The organism is Nocardioides eburneiflavus, assembly GCF_004785795.1.
Lineage (GTDB): Bacteria > Actinomycetota > Actinomycetes > Propionibacteriales > Nocardioidaceae > Nocardioides > Nocardioides eburneiflavus.
The window spans coordinates 733,544-750,591 of record NZ_SRRO01000001.1; the positions used below are offsets into that span (position 1 = coordinate 733,544).

19 protein-coding genes are annotated in these 17,048 nt (G+C 72.8%); 6 read left to right on the forward strand and 13 right to left on the reverse strand.

Annotated features, from left to right (window positions below; all coding sequences use genetic code 11):
* Nucleotides 1-93: 93 nt before the first annotated feature.
* Together EXE59_RS03475 and EXE59_RS03480 are read right to left on the reverse strand one after the other, a co-directional pair.
* Entirely contained in the window at nucleotides 94-1,023 is a 930-nt protein-coding gene (locus EXE59_RS03475) for a DUF5926 family protein (protein ID WP_135837648.1), read from the reverse strand.
* 113 nt (nucleotides 1,024-1,136) lie between these two features.
* On the reverse strand, nucleotides 1,137-1,958 hold the full coding sequence (locus EXE59_RS03480; RefSeq protein WP_135837649.1) for a glycerophosphodiester phosphodiesterase family protein: 822 nt from the start codon (nucleotides 1,956-1,958) through the stop codon (nucleotides 1,137-1,139).
* Nucleotides 1,959-2,193: 235 nt separating this feature from the next.
* On the opposite strand from EXE59_RS03480, the gene EXE59_RS03485 reads away from it, so the two are divergent.
* On the forward strand, nucleotides 2,194-3,000 hold the full coding sequence (locus EXE59_RS03485; protein ID WP_135837650.1) for a hypothetical protein: 807 nt from the start codon (nucleotides 2,194-2,196) through the stop codon (nucleotides 2,998-3,000).
* A 159-nt stretch (nucleotides 3,001-3,159) separates the two neighbouring features.
* Here EXE59_RS03485 and EXE59_RS03490 read toward each other — a convergent pair whose 3' ends face one another.
* Complete coding sequence (locus tag EXE59_RS03490) at nucleotides 3,160-3,501, reverse strand: UBP-type zinc finger domain-containing protein (RefSeq protein WP_135837651.1); 342 nt, start codon at nucleotides 3,499-3,501, stop codon at nucleotides 3,160-3,162.
* A 423-nt stretch (nucleotides 3,502-3,924) separates the two neighbouring features.
* Between EXE59_RS03490 and EXE59_RS24090 the strand changes: the two genes are divergently transcribed.
* Both EXE59_RS24090 and EXE59_RS03500 read left to right on the forward strand, forming a co-directional pair.
* Complete coding sequence (locus tag EXE59_RS24090; RefSeq protein WP_210428880.1) at nucleotides 3,925-4,065, forward strand: hypothetical protein; 141 nt, start codon at nucleotides 3,925-3,927, stop codon at nucleotides 4,063-4,065.
* A 52-nt stretch (nucleotides 4,066-4,117) separates the two neighbouring features.
* The gene (locus EXE59_RS03500) at nucleotides 4,118-4,741 is read left to right on the forward strand and encodes a LysE family translocator (protein ID WP_135837653.1); all 624 of its coding nucleotides are present in this window, start codon (nucleotides 4,118-4,120) and stop codon (nucleotides 4,739-4,741) included.
* A 38-nt stretch (nucleotides 4,742-4,779) separates the two neighbouring features.
* Here EXE59_RS03500 and EXE59_RS03505 read toward each other — a convergent pair whose 3' ends face one another.
* Together EXE59_RS03505 and EXE59_RS03510 are read right to left on the reverse strand one after the other, a co-directional pair.
* On the reverse strand, nucleotides 4,780-5,058 hold the full coding sequence (locus EXE59_RS03505; RefSeq protein WP_135837654.1) for a hypothetical protein: 279 nt from the start codon (nucleotides 5,056-5,058) through the stop codon (nucleotides 4,780-4,782).
* A gap of 213 nt (nucleotides 5,059-5,271) precedes the next feature.
* Nucleotides 5,272-6,261 carry a TerC family protein gene (locus tag EXE59_RS03510; protein ID WP_135837655.1) on the reverse strand — a complete coding sequence of 330 codons (990 nt, stop codon included), beginning with the start codon at nucleotides 6,259-6,261 and terminating at the stop codon, nucleotides 5,272-5,274.
* Between the two features lie 183 nt (nucleotides 6,262-6,444).
* On the opposite strand from EXE59_RS03510, the gene EXE59_RS03515 reads away from it, so the two are divergent.
* Nucleotides 6,445-7,872 (forward strand): dihydrolipoyl dehydrogenase family protein, encoded by a 1,428-nt coding sequence (locus EXE59_RS03515; RefSeq protein ID WP_135837656.1) that lies wholly within the window; start codon nucleotides 6,445-6,447, stop codon nucleotides 7,870-7,872.
* An 84-nt stretch (nucleotides 7,873-7,956) separates the two neighbouring features.
* Here EXE59_RS03515 and EXE59_RS03520 read toward each other — a convergent pair whose 3' ends face one another.
* Together EXE59_RS03520 and EXE59_RS03525 are read right to left on the reverse strand one after the other, a co-directional pair.
* On the reverse strand, nucleotides 7,957-9,165 hold the full coding sequence (locus EXE59_RS03520; RefSeq protein WP_135837657.1) for an ATP-binding protein: 1,209 nt from the start codon (nucleotides 9,163-9,165) through the stop codon (nucleotides 7,957-7,959).
* Between the two features lie 159 nt (nucleotides 9,166-9,324).
* Nucleotides 9,325-9,591, reverse strand: a complete 267-nt coding sequence (locus EXE59_RS03525; RefSeq protein WP_135837658.1) for a hypothetical protein — start codon at nucleotides 9,589-9,591, stop codon at nucleotides 9,325-9,327.
* A gap of 62 nt (nucleotides 9,592-9,653) precedes the next feature.
* Here EXE59_RS03525 and EXE59_RS03530 point away from each other — a divergent pair, with 62 nt between their 5' ends.
* Complete coding sequence (locus EXE59_RS03530) at nucleotides 9,654-10,535, forward strand: Fpg/Nei family DNA glycosylase (protein ID WP_135837659.1); 882 nt, start codon at nucleotides 9,654-9,656, stop codon at nucleotides 10,533-10,535.
* Between the two features lie 110 nt (nucleotides 10,536-10,645).
* Here EXE59_RS03530 and EXE59_RS03535 read toward each other — a convergent pair whose 3' ends face one another.
* Complete coding sequence (locus EXE59_RS03535) at nucleotides 10,646-11,035, reverse strand: hypothetical protein (protein WP_135837660.1); 390 nt, start codon at nucleotides 11,033-11,035, stop codon at nucleotides 10,646-10,648.
* A gap of 104 nt (nucleotides 11,036-11,139) precedes the next feature.
* Entirely contained in the window at nucleotides 11,140-11,826 is a 687-nt protein-coding gene (gene aat / locus EXE59_RS03540; protein ID WP_135837661.1) for a leucyl/phenylalanyl-tRNA--protein transferase, read from the reverse strand.
* A gap of 116 nt (nucleotides 11,827-11,942) precedes the next feature.
* Here aat and EXE59_RS03545 point away from each other — a divergent pair, with 116 nt between their 5' ends.
* Nucleotides 11,943-12,620, forward strand: coding sequence for an EcsC family protein (locus tag EXE59_RS03545; RefSeq protein ID WP_135837662.1), 678 nt, complete (start codon nucleotides 11,943-11,945; stop codon nucleotides 12,618-12,620).
* Nucleotides 12,621-12,647: 27 nt separating this feature from the next.
* Here the strand turns inward: EXE59_RS03545 and EXE59_RS03550 are convergent, their stop codons facing one another.
* The 4 genes from EXE59_RS03550 to EXE59_RS03565 form a co-directional block, all read right to left on the reverse strand.
* Nucleotides 12,648-13,844, reverse strand: coding sequence for a hypothetical protein (locus EXE59_RS03550; RefSeq protein ID WP_135837663.1), 1,197 nt, complete (start codon nucleotides 13,842-13,844; stop codon nucleotides 12,648-12,650).
* Nucleotides 13,841-14,944 (reverse strand): hypothetical protein, encoded by a 1,104-nt coding sequence (locus EXE59_RS03555; protein ID WP_135837664.1) that lies wholly within the window; start codon nucleotides 14,942-14,944, stop codon nucleotides 13,841-13,843. The genes EXE59_RS03550 and EXE59_RS03555 overlap by 4 nt, the downstream gene beginning before the upstream one ends.
* Nucleotides 14,941-16,026, reverse strand: coding sequence for a hypothetical protein (locus tag EXE59_RS03560; protein ID WP_135837665.1), 1,086 nt, complete (start codon nucleotides 16,024-16,026; stop codon nucleotides 14,941-14,943). Before EXE59_RS03560 ends, EXE59_RS03555 begins: the two co-directional genes overlap by 4 nt.
* Nucleotides 16,027-16,107: 81 nt before the next feature.
* Nucleotides 16,108-17,040, reverse strand: a complete 933-nt coding sequence (locus EXE59_RS03565; RefSeq protein WP_246056470.1) for a hydroxymethylglutaryl-CoA lyase — start codon at nucleotides 17,038-17,040, stop codon at nucleotides 16,108-16,110.
* Between the last annotated feature and the right edge of the window lie 8 nt (nucleotides 17,041-17,048).

Consider the following 17,048-nt stretch of genomic DNA (forward strand, 5'->3'; position numbering starts at 1 on the left):
AGCGAATCTACTCCGCTCGTGAGCGCCCGCACAACCGTTGGCCCGGTTGTGTTCGCCCCGTGGGCGGACGGTGGGCGCGTGGTGGAGCGAGTCTTACCGAATCGTCACCTGACGATTGGCGAGTCCTGCCCGAGCCGACCGCTCGGCGGCGGTCAGGTCGCCGCCCTCCATCGCCTCCTCGAGGTCGGCGGCGAACCGCGCCGCCGGTTCCTCGAGGACCTCGGCGCCCGTGCCGAGCGGGAGGTCCCACACCGGCGCCAGCAGGCCGTGGGCACGGAACATCCCGACGAAGCGCGAGCCCTCGGCGACCGAGTCCTGCCCGGCGGCGTGCAGGCGGGCGAGGGCGTCGAGCAGCTGGTCCTCGGGGTGGGGCATGACCCAGCGCAGGTGCTCCTTGGTGCCGACGTCGGTCCAGTACGCCGCCTCGACCGAGGCGAGCCGGCTGGTCGGCATCACGCCGCCGTTGGCCTGCTCGAGCGCGGCCTCCATGCTCGCGTCGCGCTCGGGGATGTCGTCGATCCAGTACTCGAAGCCGTCGTGGACGGTGATGTCGAGGGTCGTGTCGGTGATCAGGTCCTGGAGGCTGGGGCCCTCACCGGGCGCCGACATCAGACCTACGATGCCGGGCTCCTCGGTGGCGAGCGCCGCCTCGAGGACGGCGCCGAGGTCGCGGGCGGGGTTGCCGTAGGAGTGCTGGACCTGGAGGCCGAGCCAGACGTCGCCCGACTCGCGCACCATCGCCGGCGCTGCGCCGGGCAGGAGCGTCGCGAGGCGTACGGTGCGCCCGCCGTCCTTCAGCGTCAGCGGGGCCGTCGCCGCGGGCACCAGCTCACGCAGGGCGATCACGTCGCACTCGCTCGGCATCCCCTCGAACGGGCGGGCGACGAAGGACGGCGCGGCGCCGCCGGCCGCGCCGTGGCACGCCTTGTAGCGCTTCCCCGAGCCGCACGGGCAGGGCTGACGGGGTCCGACCTCGCCGGCGGCTGGGGCGGACTGGGTGCGGGTGCGGGACTTCTTGGCCATGCCCGAACCCTAGTCCGGCACGAGGAACGAGTGCCCGGCGTGGGTGAGGGGGTTGAGCGAGCCCGCGTCCGAGCCTGCGAGGACGCGTCAGGCGCGTCGAAACCAGCGATGCGCTATCGGCCCAGCAGCTCCAGCATGTGGGCCGGCCGGTCGCTGATGACCGCGGTGACCCCGAGGTCGAGGCAGATCTGGAGGTCCTCGGCGGTGTTGACGGTCCACACGTGGATCTCGCGGCCGGCCTTCACCAGGTGCCGGCCGAGGCCCGGGTGGGCACGCAGCTCGTCGATGCCGGGTCCGATGATCCAGTCGTCCCCGACGACGGGCCGCAGGACGGGCCAGTGGTGCGCCTTGTCCACCAGCATCACCACGTCGAGGTCGGGCGCCAGCCGGCGGACCCGGTTGACCGCGTTGAGCGAGAAGCTCATCACCCGGACCGGCGACCCGGCGCCGTCCCACCCGAAGTCGCCCAGCGTCTCCACGAGCCGCCGCTCGACCAGCCCGCCGTAGCGGGTGGGGTGCTTGGTCTCGATGGCCAGCTCGACGTGCCGGTCGTAGTCGGCGGCCGTCTCCAGCAGCTTGCGCAGCGTGAGCACCTTGCCGTGCTCGGGATCGCGGTCGGGCGCCTCGTCGTCGAGCTCGGACCATGGGTTCTTCCACGAGGCGAAGTCGAGCTCGTCGAGCTCGGCGAGGTTCATCGTCGACACCAGCCCCGGGGTGGCGGCCGTACGCCGGAGGTCCCGGTCGTGGACGCACACCAGGTGTCCGTCGGCCGTCAGCCGGACGTCGCACTCGAGTGCGTCGGCACCCTCGTCGAGGGCCTTCACGTAGGCCGCGAGCGTGTGCTCGGCCGTCTCGTGGCTGCTCCCGCGGTGGGCGACCACCTGCGGCCGGGTGGGACGCTGGGGGCGGCGGCGGATGCGCGGCGTACGACGCATGCGCTGAGCATGGCACGTCCACAGGTGCGTCGGCGGGAGGTCCTCGCGCCTGCCCAGATCTCGTGAGTGGTCTGGACCGGAGGGCTACGAAAGTCGGATTTCGACCACGATCCGTCCCCGTCCCTCCCATTCGACCCACGCGGCGCAGCGACGTGCGTAGCCTGCCGGGAGAACGGCACCCGATCGTGTGCGTGTGGGGACACGCCGGGGTGCTGCGCGGGAGAAGAGGACAGTCATGAGCACCACCGTGTCGTCGAACATGCCGTCGCGCCGCAACGTCGTGCGCTCCGCCGCCTGGACCGTCCCGGTCGTCGCGGCGAGCACGGCCGTCCCGGCGTACGCCGCGTCCTGCGGCAGCACGACCTACCCCTACACGCTGACCTGGCGGACCGTCACGTACGCGACGACCACGACGGGCTCGGGGTCGACGCTGACCAAGACCGGGACCGCCACCATCCCGGGGCCGGCCGGTTCGTCCCCGGTCATCGCCACCTTCACCAGCACGCAGGTCGGCATCGACAGCCGGACGTCGGGCAACCTGACCGTCCAGGCCAACAACTACCCCAACGTCGGCGCGACCGGCGGGACCGGCCTGCTGCTGCAGCACCAGGGGATCGTGGCCGGCCGCAACGCGAGCCGTCAGGTGGTCCGCATCCAGTTCGACCGGCCGGTGACCGGCCTGCGCTTCACCATCACCGACATCGACGCCAACAACGCAGCCGGCGGCAACCAGTCGGCCGACTTCTGGGACCGCGTCGAGCTCACCGGCAACCGCACCTTCACCGCCACCCCACGGGGCGGCGGGAACGTCTACGTGATCGGCACGGGCGTCGCCGGTTCGGAGAACAACGCCGGCGAAGGGCCGTGGCGCATGTACAACAACAGCACCGTGGCCTCGGACAACGGCGACAGCGCCGGCAACATCGCCGTGACCTATGCCGGCGCCGTCCAGGACATCACGCTCACCTACTGGAACGCCCGAGGGACCGGCAACCAGGCCATCTTCCTCTCCGGCTTCACCTTCGACGCGCTCGGCTGCTGACCCACATCGGCCCGAGCCCCGCGTGTCCCCACGGCACGCCAGAGGAGCGGTGCGTGAGGCACGTGCACAGCACAACCCCACCCACGCCTCACGCACCGCTCTCCACCCGCGACTCGCCGCCCGCTCGGGCGCGTAGCACCCGAGCCGGCCTTGTCGAGCTCAGTGGACGTGGTCGCGCCAGTCGTCCGGCACCCGGCCGGCCGGCCCGGGGACGGGCTGGTCCTCCGGGCGGCTCTGGGGGTCGGCGAGCCGCGGCCCGACCACACCGACGGAGCGGCTGAAGTCCCAGAACCAGTCCTCGCCGGGCTCGAAGCTCTGCACCACCGGGTGCCCGGTGGAGCTGAAGTGCGCGGTCGCGTGCTGCGACGGGCTGGAGTCGCAGCACCCGACATGGCCGCACTGCGCGCAACGACGCAGGTGCACCCACCAGCCGCCGGCCTCCTCGCACTCCACGCAGCCCGGGCCGGACGGGGCGACGCCGGGGTCGATGCCTGCTGTCATCGCACCAGCGTGCTCCCTCTGGACCGGATGTGCCAGAGCCCGGTCAGCCAGGGCTGGCGAGGAACCCGGGCAGCCAGTACGCCTCCCGCGCACCACGCGGGTTGACCCCGAGGGAGGGATCAGGTCGGGTGGTGGGAGCTGCGAGCCTCGCACGCGGTCACCAAGCTGACCGACGCCCAGGCCAGCAGCCAGCTCACCGCGGTCGGGATCACCCGCGTCTCGACGGGCGGCTGCACCGACCGCTACACCTCGACCTGCACCTCCTACGAGCAGATCAACCAGGAGTCGGTCAGCGGCATCAAGACGTTCAGGTCGGTCAGCGGCTGCGCGCTCACCATCACCGGCGGCACCGAGATCGGCCACACCTCCGGCACCTACAGCCACTGGAACGGCTACAAGGTCGACGTCCGGCCGACGACCTGCGTGTCCAACTACATCAGCAGCCGCTACGCGTACTACGGCGTGCGAGCCGACGGCGCCACGATGTACCGCGCGGCCTCGGGCAACATCTACGCGCGCGAGAGCAGCCACTGGGACATCACCTACTACACCTGCGGCTGCTGACGCTCCTCGAAACACCGCGACACCGACGGCGGCGTGGTCCCACACTGGGGCCATGCCGTCGTCGAGCCAGTGGGTGACGTTCCTCGTCGCCTCCATCCTCTTCATCCAGGTCCCCGGACCAAGCCTGCTCTTCACCATCGGCCGCGCGCTGACCGTCGGTCGCCGCGAGGCCCTGCTGTCGGTGGTCGGCAACAGTCTGGGCCTGGTCGTCCAGGCGGCCCTCGTCGCCGTCGGGCTCGGCGCGGTCGTCGCGGCCAGCGCCACGGCGTACACCGCGGTCAAGGTGGTCGGGGCGGCGTACGTCATCTGGCTCGGCGTGCAGGCCATCCGGCACCGCAGCGACGCGCGCCTGGCGATGGCGGCGTCGGTGCCGGTACGCCGTGGGCACCCGGTCCGGATCGGCTTCACCGTGGGCGCGACCAACCCCAAGACCATCGTGTTCTTCGTGGCGTTCCTTCCGCAGTTCACCGACCCCGGCGGCCCGGTCGCGCTGCAGACCATGCTGCTCGGCCTGGTATTCGGCGCGATGGCCGTCGCCTCCGACACGGCCTGGGCGCTCGCCGCCGGCACGGCGCGCCAGTGGTTCGCCCGCCGGCCGGAGCGGCTCGACACCCTCAGCGCCTCCGGCGGCACGATGATGATCGGCCTCGGGGCGACGATGCTGACCGTCGACTGACCCTCGACCGCCCTGAGGAACGGGGTCGAGACGGCCGGTCAGCCGGCGATCGGCGCGACGGGCAGGGCGCGCAGGGCGCGAAGCGTGCGCTCGAGCAGGTCCACCGTCGGCGGCGCGAACTCGGTCCGCGGGACCCCGTCGGGCCACCACGTGGCGTTGTCGAGGGGCAGTCCGACGGTCCCACGCAGGCGGGCGAACATCGGCACCTCCGTGTCCGCGATGGCCGTGCCGGAGATCGTGCGGTCGAGATCGGTGCAGACCGGACAGATGAGGAGGATGCAGCGATGGGTCAGGACGTCATCTGTTGGACCGAGCACATTTCGAAGCATCGTGCCACCCCCCACAGGGCCGTTGATTCCGCCGTGTCGCTCCCACGCGCGTACGGATTCCAGTGATATGGAGCCTAGGTCGCCGGGTGGTCGCGGGGATCGTTTGTTACCGGGCCGTGGGCGCCCCGTGGGCCAGGTGGGCACGTGGCGGTCGACACGCGCGGGTGCGGTCCAGACCGGCGGGACGTCCCGAGCAGCCGGTCAGGGGACGGCGACCTTGTCGTCGTCCGGATCTGCGGCCTTCGCGCGCCGGTTGGCGTACAGGCTCGTGGTGATCGTCGTGGCGAGGATGCCGAGGATCACGAAGAGCGAGGTGAGGGTCGGCACGTCGGGCACCGACGGCCACACCAGGTGCGCCCAGTGCAGGACCAGCTTGACGCCGATGAAGCCCAGGATCGCTGCCAGGCCGTAGCTCAGGTGCGCCAGGGCACCGAGCGCGCCCTCGAGCACGAAGTAGAGGGCGCGGAGGCCGAGCAGCGCGAACGCGTTGGTCACGAAGACCAGGTAGGGGTCGCCGGTGATGCCGTAGACCGCGGGCACCGAGTCGACGGCGAAGACGACGTCGGTGGCGAGCACGGCGACGGTGACCAGCGCGAACGGGGTCAGGGCGCGGGTGCCCTGCTGCACGACGGTGAGCCTCGTGCCCTCGTAGTCGTCGCTGACCGGCATGAAGCGCCGCAGCACCTTCACGACCCGCAGCTGCGCCACGTCGACCTCGTGGTCGTGGCCACTGATCGCGTCGCGCAGCAGCTTGATGCCCGTGAGGACGAGGATCGCGCCGAAGACCAGGAACACCCAGTCGAAGCGGGACAGCGCGGCGGCGCCGAGCGCGATGAAGATGCCGCGCAGCACCAGCGCTCCGACGATGCCGTAGAGCAGCACCCGCTGCTTGAGCACCTCGGGCACGGCGAACGCCGCGAGCAGCAGCATGAACACGAACAGGTTGTCCACGCTCAACGTCTTCTCGACGAGGTAGCCGGTGTAGTACTCGAGCCCGCGGTCGCCGCCGTGGGCGCTCCACACGTACAGGCCGAAGGCCAGCGGCAGGGCGACGTAGAAGGCCGACCAGGCGATGGCCTCCTTCATCGAGACCTCGTGGGGGCGACGCGTGGCGGCGAAGTCGACGACGAGCAGGGCGAGCACCACGCCGATGGTGATGAACCACAGGGTGGGGGACGCGATGGACGACATGGGTCTCCTCAGGATGGATGTCCTGAGGTCTCCCCCGCCGCCCTGACAGACGGCCGCTCGCCGGGGCGCCTGCTGAGGCGCCGTAGTGGCCGACGAGCGTTGGTGGGGTACTCCCCTCGGTGATCAGTCTAGGTGAAGGCGCAAGCGACCTCACCATCGGCCGCGGGTCGTAGTCTCGCGGGCATGGACGAGCTGGAGTACGACGTCGTCGTCGTCGGCGGGGGCCCGGCTGGGGAGAACGCCGCCCAGTACGCCGTCGAGGGCACCGTGGTGGACGGCCGGGCGATGACCGCCGCGATCGTCGAGGGCGAGCTGCTCGGCGGCGAGTGCAGCTACTGGGCGTGCATCCCGAGCAAGGCGCTGCTGCGCCCGGTCTCCGTCGCCGGACTGACGGCCGACCTCCCCGGGGTCTCGACGGCGCACGTCGCCGCGAAGGCGCTGCTCGAGCGCCGCGACGCCTGGGTGTCGCACTACGACGACTCCGGGCAGCAGGACTGGGCCGAGGGCGCGGGGCTGACCGTGCTGCGCGGCACCGGCCGCCTCGCGGGCGAGCGCACCGTACGGGTCGCGTCCGCCGACGGCGACCGGCTGGTCCGGGCCCGCCGGGCCGTGGTGATCGCGACGGGCAGTGCCGCGCGCGTGCCGGAGACGTACGCAGACGCACTCCCCTGGGACTCGCGGGACGCGACCGGCGTGGTCGAGGTGCCCGAGCGCCTGGTCGTCGTCGGCGGCGGCGTCGTCGCCTGCGAGGCGGCGACGTGGATGGCCGCGCTGGGCTCGACGGTGACCCTGGTGGTGCGGGGCCATCGGCTGCTCTCCCGCACGGAGCCGTTCGCCGGCGAGGCCGTCCTGGCGAGCCTGCGCGAGCGCGGGGTCACCGTGCGGCTCGGCACGTCGGTGGAGTCCGTACGCCGGGACTCCCCCGGCGCGACCGGCACCGGTCGCATCCACGGCGGCACGGTCACGCTGGCGACGTCGCACGGCGACCTCGAGGCCGACGAGGTGCTCCTCGCGATCGGCCGCGAGCCGCGGCTCGACGACCTCGGTCTCTCCTCGGTGGACCTGACCGCCGAGGACGTCACCTCCGGTCGCCTGCCCGAGTGGCTGCACGTGGTCGGCGACGCCAGCGGCGGTCCACCGCTGACCCACTGGGGCAAGCACCAAGGGCGGGTCGTCGGCGCGCGCATCGCCGCCGCGTCCGCCGGCGAGGTCGCATGGGAGCCCGACCGCGAGGCGCCGGTGCCGCAGGTCGTCTTCACCGACCCCGAGGTCGCGAGCGTCGGGCTGACCGAGGCCGAGGCCCGCGAGGCCGGCCACGACGTCGTGGTCACCCGGGTGCCCACCTCCTCGGCCGCCGGCACCGGGCTGCTCCGCGACCACGTCGTCGGTGACGCCCAGCTGGTCGTCGACGCCCGGTCGCGCCTGCTGCTCGGCGCGACGTTCGTCGGCGTCGAGGCCGGCGAGCTGCTCCACGCGGCGACCGTCGCGATCACCGGGGGCGTGCCGGTCCACGTGCTGCGACACGCCGTGGCGTCCTACCCGACCGCCGCCGAGCTGTGGCTGCGGCTGCTGGAGGAGCTGCCGCGGGAGCTCCGTACGCCGCCCGCCTGAGCGCTCGGCCGAGCTGTGCTGCCCGAGCGGTGGCTGAGCCACATTCTCGTGCGGCCGAATGTGGGTGGGCCACCGCCCGAGGCGCTACCCGCGCTCGCGGAGGTAGCGCCCGAAGTGGGGGACCGTGAAGGCGATCCGACCCCGCTCCCCGGAGTAGACGAGGCCCTTCTTGAGGAGTGAGTCGCGGGCGGGTGAGAGGGACTGCGGCTTCTTGCCGAGCGCGGCCGCGACGTCGGAGCTGAGCACGGCGTCGCCATCGATGTCGCTGCCCGCCTCGGCCTGGGCGACCGCGACGTCGGCCATCGCCATCAGGTAGTCGCGCTCACCCGGGGTCGCGCGCTCGTAGCGCGAGCCGAAGAACCCGACGGCCAGCTCCGACTCCGCCTCCGGAGCCGCGACCGCGACGTCGGCGGCGGTGATGGGAGACCGGGGGGCGAGGTCCCACACGGCCTTGCCGTAGGCCTGGATGAAGTAGGGGTAGCCGCCGGTGGCGTCGTACATCGCGGCGAGGGCGTCGGGCTCGTAGGCCGCGTCCTCGTCCGCGGCGGGCGCCTCGAGCGCACGATCGGCGGCCTCGCGGGCGAGCCGGTCGATGCGCTGGTAGCGGAAGAGCCGCTCGCTGTAGGACTTGCTGGCGCTCAGCACGGCGGGCAGGTGCGGCAGGCCGGCCCCGACGACGATCACGGGCAGGCCGGACTGGCTGAGCTCGTGGCAGGCCGCACACAGCGCCGAGACGTCGTCGGCGCCGAGGTCCTGCATCTCGTCGATGAAGATGCCGACTCCCTTGCCGACGTCAGCGGCGAGCCCGCCGAGGTCGGTGAAGAGCTCGACGAGATCGATCTCGATGTCACCGGAGTCTGCGCGGCCGCGGACCACTGGGACGTCGATGCCGGGGCTCCACTGGTCCTTGAGCCTGGCCCCCGCACCGGCGTCACGATGGGCGAAGGACTTGATCACGCCGAGGACGTGGTCGACCGAGTCCTCGTCACGGTGGCCGAGCTCGCGTACGGCCTGGTGCAGCGCGCTGCTCAGCGGTCGGCGCAGCCCCTGGCCCGGCCGCGCCTCGAGCTTGCCGGTGCCCCAGCCCTTGCGTACGGCGGTGCCGCGCAGCGCGTTGAGCAGGACCGTCTTGCCGACGCCGCGCAGCCCCGTCAGCACCAGGCTGCGCTCCGGGCGTCCCTTGGCCACCCGCTCGAGGACGACCTCGAACGCGGCGAGCTGCTCGTCACGACCGGCGAGCTCGGGCGGGCGCTGGCCCGCGCCGGGGGCGTACGGGTTCCGGATCGGGTCCACGATCAGAACGTATCGGGGAATCTAGGGCGGTCGCTAGATTGACGGATAGTGGGCGAGTCGCAACCACCGGCTACCCGGTGATTCCTCGGGTTGTCACCCGTTGCAGCGGGTCAGAACCTCAGGAACCACCGGGTAACCGGTGGTTCCCGCCTCGGCGAGTCAGCCGACCTCGCTGGGCCGCTCGACCCGCGCGACCCGCTCGCGCGCGGCGTCGTACGCCTCGTCGAGGCCTCGGCGCAGGAGCGCGATGAGGTCCGGGACCTCGTCGGCGGAGAGCCGGAAGGTGCCGGCGCAGACGTTGTCGCGCCACAACGACAGGACGACGAGCTGCGACTCCTGGTGCCAGGTCACGCGCAGCGACCGGTCGTCGCCGCGGGGGTCGAGGAAGACCGCCCCGGTGCGAGGAAGGGTGCGCGGCTGGACCATGAGCCATTGTGACCCGGCCCACACGGCGGTGCCAAGCAAGGGCCGAGCCTAGACTCGGCACCGTGCCCGAGCTGCCCGAGGTCGAAGCCCTCGTCCAGGACCTGCGCGGCCGCCTCGTTGGCCGCGCGATCAGCCGCGTCGACCTGACCGCGTTCAGCGCGCTCAAGACCTTCGACCCGCCGCTCCAGGCCCTGCACGGCACGCTCGTCGACGACGTCACCCGCCACGGCAAGTTCCTCGACATCGACGCCAGCGGTGTGCACGTGGTCATCCACCTCGCCCGGGCCGGGTGGATCAGGTGGCGCGACGAGGTGCCCGCCACGCCGGCGCGACCGAACCCCAAGAACCCGCTCGCGGCGCGCATCGTGATCGACGACCCCGACCTCGAGGCGCAGCCCGGGCTCGACATCACGGAGGCGGGCACCAAGAAGGGCCTGGCGATCTACGTCGTGCGCGACCCGCAGCAGGTGGAGGGCGTCGCGCGGCTCGGCCCCGACCCGCTCTCCGACGACTTCACGATCGACGCGCTGCGCCGGATCCTCGAGGCCGAGGGGCGCAAGCAGATCAAGGGCGTGATGCGGATGCAGTCGATCATCGCCGGCATCGGCAACGCCTACTCCGACGAGATCCTGCACGCCGCGCGGATGTCGCCGTTCAAGCCGGCCAGCAGCCTCGACGACGAGGACCTGCAGACGTTGTACGACGCCATCCGCCGCACGCTCGGCGACGCCGTCGAGCGATCGAGCGGTCTCGCCGCCAGCGAGCTCAAGGGCGAGAAGAAGAGCAACCTCGCCGTCCACGGCCGCACCGGCCAGGCGTGCCCGGTGTGCGGCGACGTGGTGCGCGAGGTGTCCTTCGCGGACTCGAGCCTGCAGTACTGCGCGACCTGCCAGACCGGCGGGAAACCGCTCGCCGACCGTCGGATGTCGAAGCTGCTGAAGTAGCCGCCTCGGGGCCCGGGCCGGGACGTGGCAGAGGTGTCGGTCGGACTCACCCCCGTGCAGCCCGACCGACACCTCGCAGCGTCAAGACTACCCTGACGTCGCAGATCGTCTCACGCAGTGGCGCCCTTGTCGCCCGATTTGCGGGCGAATCTCTCCCACGCGGCCTGTCGCGACACCCCGAGCGCGCGACCGATCTCCGCCCACGACACCCGGCGGGTGCGAAGCATGTCGACCCACTCGTGGGCGAAGGCGGTGGTCTGCTCGGCGGAGGACATGATCATCGGCAAGGTGGCGAGCACCTCGGCGTCGGTCATCGAGTCCCACGGCAACGTGCTGCGGGCGGCCGCGAGGAGCTCCTCGTCGTGGATCGTCTCGTGGAAGTCGTCGATGCAGCGCGCGCACACCTGCGCACCCAGGCCGCCGATCAACGGCAGGTCCGTCCCGGGGCCCCCGGGCTCGCCGCAGAAGGAGCAGATCCTGCCCTCGCGCGTGATCGCCATGCCGCACCCTCCCTCTCGCCGGCCGCTGCGTCGATCGTACGGCCCGGTCCGCTTCCCTGATCGCGGACCGTGGATTTGGCCCGGTCGGTGAGTCGTACAGTCCGTCAGAGGTCGAGCCGGAACACGTCGGGGATCGGCGTGTCCAGGCAGCGCCGCAGGCACTCGAGGTAGTCCGCGCGCGGGCGGCGTACGACTCCGAGCGAGGCCAGGTGCGGGGTCTGCCACTGCACGTCGAGCACACGGTGGCGTGCGTGCTCGTCGCGGAGCAGGTCGACGAGGGCGACGAGGGCGACCTTGGAGGCGTCACGCTCACGGTGGAACATCGACTCCCCGGCGAACAGCCCGCCGACGGCGACGCCGTACAGCCCGCCGGCCAGCCGGCCGTCGCGCCACGCCTCGACCGAGTGCGCCCAGCCGAGCCGGTGCAGGCGCCCGTAGGCCCGGCGGAACGGCTGGGTGATCCAGCCGTCGGGCCGGTCGGGGCTGCCGCACGCCGCCATGACCTCGTCGAACGCGGTGTCGACGCGGATCTCGAAGTCGCGCACCGAGCGGCGCAGCGACCGCGAGACGCGGAGTCCGTCGAGCGGCAGGACGCCCCGCTCCACGGGGGAGAACCAGCCGAGGTGCTCCTCGACGTCCAGCGTCACCGGCATCGGGAAGAGCCCCTGGGCGTACGCCGTGACGAGGGTGCCCGGCTCGAGGTCCGCGCCGAGGGCGACCAGGTCGTCGTCGGGGTCCCACGTCGAGGGCGGGGGGAAGGCCCACGGCGTCGGAGCGGGGGCGATGGGCACGATTCGCACGGTAGCGAACAACCTTTCACGCCGGGGCGTCGTCTATCCGTCGACGTGCGCCCGCTGGCCTCGGCTCACGTGCGCTGCGGTGCGACACCGGAACGTACGATCGGGGCATGGGCTTGAAGCAGACCGTCGGGCGCCAGCTCGCGCCGAAGATCCAGGAGCTCACCCCGGGGCTGAGCGCGGGGTTCGTCCGCGAGGCGCTCAACCGCGCGATCGACGGCATCGGACCGCTGGCGCCTGCGGCCGTGGCCGCCGACAAGCAGCTGCGCGAGCAGCGCGGCAACGTCGAGCGGGCGATCCACGAGGTCATCGAGAACAACGTGCGCATCGCCGGCGCCCAGGGCTTCGCCACCAACGTCGGCGGCCTGGTGACGATGGCGGTCGCGATCCCGGCCAACGTGACGGGCCTCGCGGTCATCCAGTGCCGGATGGTGGCCGGCATCGCACACCTGCGCGGTCACGACCTGACCGATCCCCGCGTCCGCAACGCGATCCTCGCGCTGCTCCTCGGCGAGGAGCACGTCACCGAGATGGTGAGGAAGAAGAAGCTCCCCGCGACCCCGATGGCGCTGGCGACCGCGCCCGTGCACGACCCGTCGATCGACGGCACCATCTCTGCCGTCGTCGCCTCCGACATCTTGACCCGGGTCGTGGGCAAGCGGCTCGCGACCACCGTCGGCCGCCGGGTGCCGATCATCGGCGGCGTCGTCGGCATGGGCGCCGACGGCTTCGCGACGTGGAAGGTCGGGAGGTACGCCGACCGCGAGCTGCTGCCACGCCGGCGCTGACGGTCTCCCGCCCGGTCAGGGCTGGTCTCAGCCCCGGCTGCGGCCCCGCACACGCCGGTAGGCGTCGAGGGTGCCGCGTCCGGCGGGGCTGTTCTCGAGCGTGGTGACGACCTTGCGCCTCGCCCGGTACGCCGGGGTGAGGCGGGCCCGGTCCCGCTCCTCGCGCGCCTCCCGCAGCTCCTCGTGCAGCCGCTCCTCCACCCCACGCAGCCGCGCGGCCTCGACCAGCAGGGCGCTGATCGCGTCGAGCGCGGGCGGCAGCAGCTCCTCGGCGCCCACCGCGTCGGGGTCGGCGAAGGGGCCCTGGTCGGGGCCGAGGAGGTCGTCGAGCGAGCCGACCACGTCGTAGCCGCGCTCGGCGAGCACGTCGATCCAGCCCTGGGACAACGCGCGCGCCCAGGCGTGGTCGTCGGGCGCGAGGCCCAGCCGGGCCGAGGCCACGCCGCGCGAGAGGGTCTGGTGGGCGAGGGTCTCGCGCACGAGCGGTCGGTAGTCGGGGGGCGCGATGATCGAGGTGACGCGCTCGTTGACCGTGCGCAGCAGCGCCGTCTCAGGCACGCCGAGCGACGGGTTCTCCCGCTCTGCGGTCAGGTCGAGCGGCAGGTCGTCGAGGCCGAAGGTCCGCGAGAACCGGCGCCACAGCTCGCCCCGGTCTGACCCGGACGGCGGCAGCGTGACCAGGTGCACGTGCTCGGGCGGGAGGGAGGACCCCCACCGCTCGAGGATGTCGGGGACCTCCTGGACCGCCCAGAACCACGACCCGATGCGCGAGTCCCGCTCGGGGTCGCGGATGGTGCGCAGGAACCGGCCGTAGGTGATGTGGCTGCGGTGCTTGACGTTCTCCTGCCACTCGGCCGGGATCTGGCGCACGAGGTCGCGCGCCGACAGCACGAGGTGCACCTCGGTGTCGCCCAGGGAGGCGAGCGCACGCTCGACCTGGGTGGGGGTCGCGCGGGCGAAGATCTCGTGGCTGACGATCGCCGTACCGTGCCAGTCGCGCACCTGCGCGGCGAGCCGGTCCCACGCCCCGACGGCCTCGGTCTCGATGCCGCCCCAGGGCAGCGTCATCAGGTCGAGCGCGGCCAGGAAGTGGGCGTCGAAGCGGTCCGCCGGGTAGAGGATGTCGTGCTCGCGCAGCACGGACTGGTTGCGGAAGAGGACGTCCTGGAGGTAGGACGTGCCGGTCTTCGGGCAGCCCACGTGCAGCAGCACCCGCCTGCTCACCGCTCCACCTGCCCTTCGGTCGTGCCGCCCGGCGTGCGCCAGGTCGGGTCGACGATCATCGTGATCGCCAGGTCCAGCACCTGCTGGTCGTCAGCCCCCGCCGCTGCGTCCCGCGCGGCGCGGGGCCCGAGATCGGCGAGGTCGCCGACGACAGGGTAGCCAGCGCGCGACACCTGCCGGCCAAGCCGGGCTGCGGAGGCAGCGACCCACTCCTGCTCACCGACCGGCACCCCGACGGGCGCGACACCGGTGTCGGGGATCCGACGCTGCAGCGTCCGCATCAGCGCCGGGCGCTCGGCGGCCGGGGCCCGCAGCCCGACCACCGCGGCGATCCGGCGCGCCAGCTCGGCCTGGTCGGCGCCCGGCGTCCGCACGTCCGGCAGGCGGCGTACGCCGACCTGGCCCGGCAGCAGGTCGAGGTCGGTGACGACCCGCACGAACGGGCGACGCCCGCCCCAGCGGCGTACGGAGTCGACGAGGTCGACGCGCGCCGGGAGCTGGTCGCGCTCGCGCCAGAACCGCAGCCAGTCGCCCCACGGCCTGCTGCCGTGCTCGAAGCAACGCTGCGTCCAGGTGTGGGCGAGGAGGTCGTCGAGCGGGGCACCGACGGCGACGACGAACGGTCGCGGACCGCCCTCTGGGCGGCCGCGGGCGAGCAGGTGCTCACGGGCGGCGGCGGTGACGAGCGGGTCGCCGACCAGCCGGAACCGTCGTCGCCACGGGCGCGCCCAGCTCGTCCGCACGGGGTCGGGCCCGAGGTCGACGAGGTCGTCGGCGAGCAGGACGCTCGCCACCCGCAGGAGCTCGCGCGGGTCGATCGTGGAGGGGTCGACCGGCCGCGGTCCGTACGACGGGGCGGGCAGCCCGGCGAGCGGCAGGTCGGCCTTGCCGCGGCCGGCGGCCGGGGCGGTCAGCACCCGGTCGACGAGCGCCGTCGGGATCGGCGCCGCTGCGGCCGAGTTGATCCGGCGGAGCAGCTCGAGCTGCTGGGCACCGGGCACCGCTCGCGTCGCCGGCTCGGCCTCGGCGGTCCAGACCCGCCACGGGGTCGTGCCACCTGCGCGGAGGTGGGCGACCCAGCCGTGCGCCCTGCCGGTCACCGGTCGCGCAGCCGGCGCGCGGTGTCGCGCAGCCGGCCACTGACGGACTCGGCCGACGCGCGGTTGGCCGCCTCCTGGGTCATCACGGTGAGCGCGTCGAGCGCGGCCCCGAGCTCGAGCTTGGCGCGGACGCGGTCAGGGTCCTTCCACTCCTCGCCCTCGGCGGGACGGCGTGGTCGCAGGTCCTCCACGTCGCCGATGACGTCGACACCGGAGCCCTTGATCCAGTCGATCCAGAGGGCGGCCTGCTGCTCGGCGAACTCGTAGCGGTCGGGTGGCAGCCGCACCGGCACGGCCTTGCGGGAGACGAGCACCTGCTGGGCGAGCAGCTCGCGGATGAGGGCGTCGTACGCCGGGTCGCGCCACACACCGAGCTCGAGGCGGCGGTTGAGCTTGCGCAGCAGGGAGGTCTCCGCGATGCCGAGCGAGCGGTTGTCGCGCTCGGAGTCGAGCGGCGCCCAGGCGGGGTCGATGCCGAAGGCGCGACAGAACCGCAGCCACAGCTCGTCGCCGTTGGGACCGCGGTCGTGCGGGACGGTGACGACGTGGACCCGCTCCGGGGGCACCTTGGCGCCCCACCGCGCGAGGACGGTGGGCAGGTCCATCGCGTTGAAGAACCAGGTCTGGCCGCGCTCGACCTTGGTGAGGAAGCGCTTGAACGGCCACTTGCGTCCCTGCTTGATCGACTCCTGCCACGCGGCCGGCAGCTGGCGGCCGAGATCGCGCGCGGAGTAGACGACGTGGACCTCGTCGCCGGCGAGGTCGTTCATCGCCTTGGCGACCTTCTCGGGCTTGGCCCCGGCGAGGATCTCGTGGCTGATGACGACGTTGCCGTCGGCGCGTCGGACCTTGCGCATCATCGCGTCCCACGCCCCGGAGGCGTGCCCGGGCGCACCGCCCCAGTCCTGCTCGAGGAGGTCGAGCGCGGCCCGGAAGTGGAACATGTCGGACCGTCCGCCGCGGCGGCTGGGGATCGTCACGCCGTGCCGGGCGAGGGTCGGGCTGTTGAGCAGGAGCCGGTCCTGGAGGTAGGTGGTGCCGGTCTTCGGGGCGCCGATGTGCAGGTGGACGACTCGGCTCATGGCGCTGATTGTGCCCGAGTCGGGGTAGTCCAGTGGGAAGTGGCTGCCGAACACCGTCCGGGACGACCGTTCGTCACTGGACTACCCCGCCGACCCGGAGAGGGCGCGTACGACGGCGCTGGGGCTCGGGCGGCCCAGGTGGCCGGCCATCCAGGTGCTGGTCGCCACCACGGCGTCGAGGTCGACCCCGTGGTCGATGCCCAGCCCGGTCAGCATCCAGACGAGGTCCTCGGTGGCGAGGTTGCCGGTCGCCGACCTCGCGTAGGGGCAGCCGCCGAGGCCGCCGGCGCTGGCGTCGAAGGTGGTGATCCCCTCCTGCAGCGCGGCGTACGTGTTGGCGAGCGCCTGGCCGTAGGTGTCGTGGAAGTGCATCGCGAGACGGTCGGTGCCGACGCCCGCGGCGGCGAAGGCGGCGACGAGCGCCTTCACGTGCCCGGCGGTCGCGACGCCGATGGTGTCGCCCAGGCTCAGCTGGCTGGCACCGAGGTCGAGCAGGCGGGTGCCGGCGGCGACGACCTGCTCGATCCCGACCGCCCCCTCCCACGGGTCGCCGAAGCACATCGAGACGTACGCCCGCACGTCCATGCCCGCCTCCCGGGCGCGCGCGACCGTCGGCTCGAACATCGCGAACTGCTCGTCGAACGTGCGGTTGAGGTTCTTGCTCGCGAAGGTCTCGGTCGCGCTGCCGAAGATCGCGACGTGCTCCAGGCCGAGCTCCAGCGCCCGGTCGAGGCCGCGCTCGTTGGGCACCAGCACCGGCAGGTGGCGGCCCGCCTCGCCGAGCTCGGCCATCAGCTCCGCGGCGTCGGCGAGCTGCGGCACCCACCGCGGGTGCACGAAGCTGGTGGCCTCGACGACCGGGAGGCCGGCGGCGACGAGGCGGCGCACGAACTCGGCCTTGACCTCGACCGGGACGATCGCCTGCTCGTTCTGCAGCCCGTCGCGCGGGCCGACCTCGTAGATCGTGACGTGCGCGGGGAGGCCGTCGGCGGGCACCGTCATCGGAAGGTTCACTGCTTGGC

What these genes read in the sequence shown, in the direction of transcription:
- EXE59_RS03510 (WP_135837655.1), bottom strand. Translation starts at nt 6,261, where the DNA reads ATGTCGTCCATCGCGTCCCCCACCCTGTGGTTCATCACCATCGGCGTG.
- EXE59_RS03515 (WP_135837656.1), top strand. Translation starts at nt 6,445, where the DNA reads ATGGACGAGCTGGAGTACGACGTCGTCGTCGTCGGCGGGGGCCCGGCT.
- EXE59_RS03525 (WP_135837658.1), bottom strand. Translation starts at nt 9,591, where the DNA reads ATGGTCCAGCCGCGCACCCTTCCTCGCACCGGGGCGGTCTTCCTCGAC.
- EXE59_RS03485 (WP_135837650.1), top strand. Translation starts at nt 2,194, where the DNA reads ATGAGCACCACCGTGTCGTCGAACATGCCGTCGCGCCGCAACGTCGTG.
- EXE59_RS03535 (WP_135837660.1), bottom strand. Translation starts at nt 11,035, where the DNA reads ATGGCGATCACGCGCGAGGGCAGGATCTGCTCCTTCTGCGGCGAGCCC.
- EXE59_RS03475 (WP_135837648.1), bottom strand. Translation starts at nt 1,023, where the DNA reads ATGGCCAAGAAGTCCCGCACCCGCACCCAGTCCGCCCCAGCCGCCGGC.
- EXE59_RS03480 (WP_135837649.1), bottom strand. Translation starts at nt 1,958, where the DNA reads ATGCGTCGTACGCCGCGCATCCGCCGCCGCCCCCAGCGTCCCACCCGG.
- EXE59_RS03490 (WP_135837651.1), bottom strand. Translation starts at nt 3,501, where the DNA reads ATGACAGCAGGCATCGACCCCGGCGTCGCCCCGTCCGGCCCGGGCTGC.
- EXE59_RS03545 (WP_135837662.1), top strand. Translation starts at nt 11,943, where the DNA reads ATGGGCTTGAAGCAGACCGTCGGGCGCCAGCTCGCGCCGAAGATCCAG.
- EXE59_RS03560 (WP_135837665.1), bottom strand. Translation starts at nt 16,026, where the DNA reads ATGAGCCGAGTCGTCCACCTGCACATCGGCGCCCCGAAGACCGGCACC.
- EXE59_RS03500 (WP_135837653.1), top strand. Translation starts at nt 4,118, where the DNA reads ATGCCGTCGTCGAGCCAGTGGGTGACGTTCCTCGTCGCCTCCATCCTC.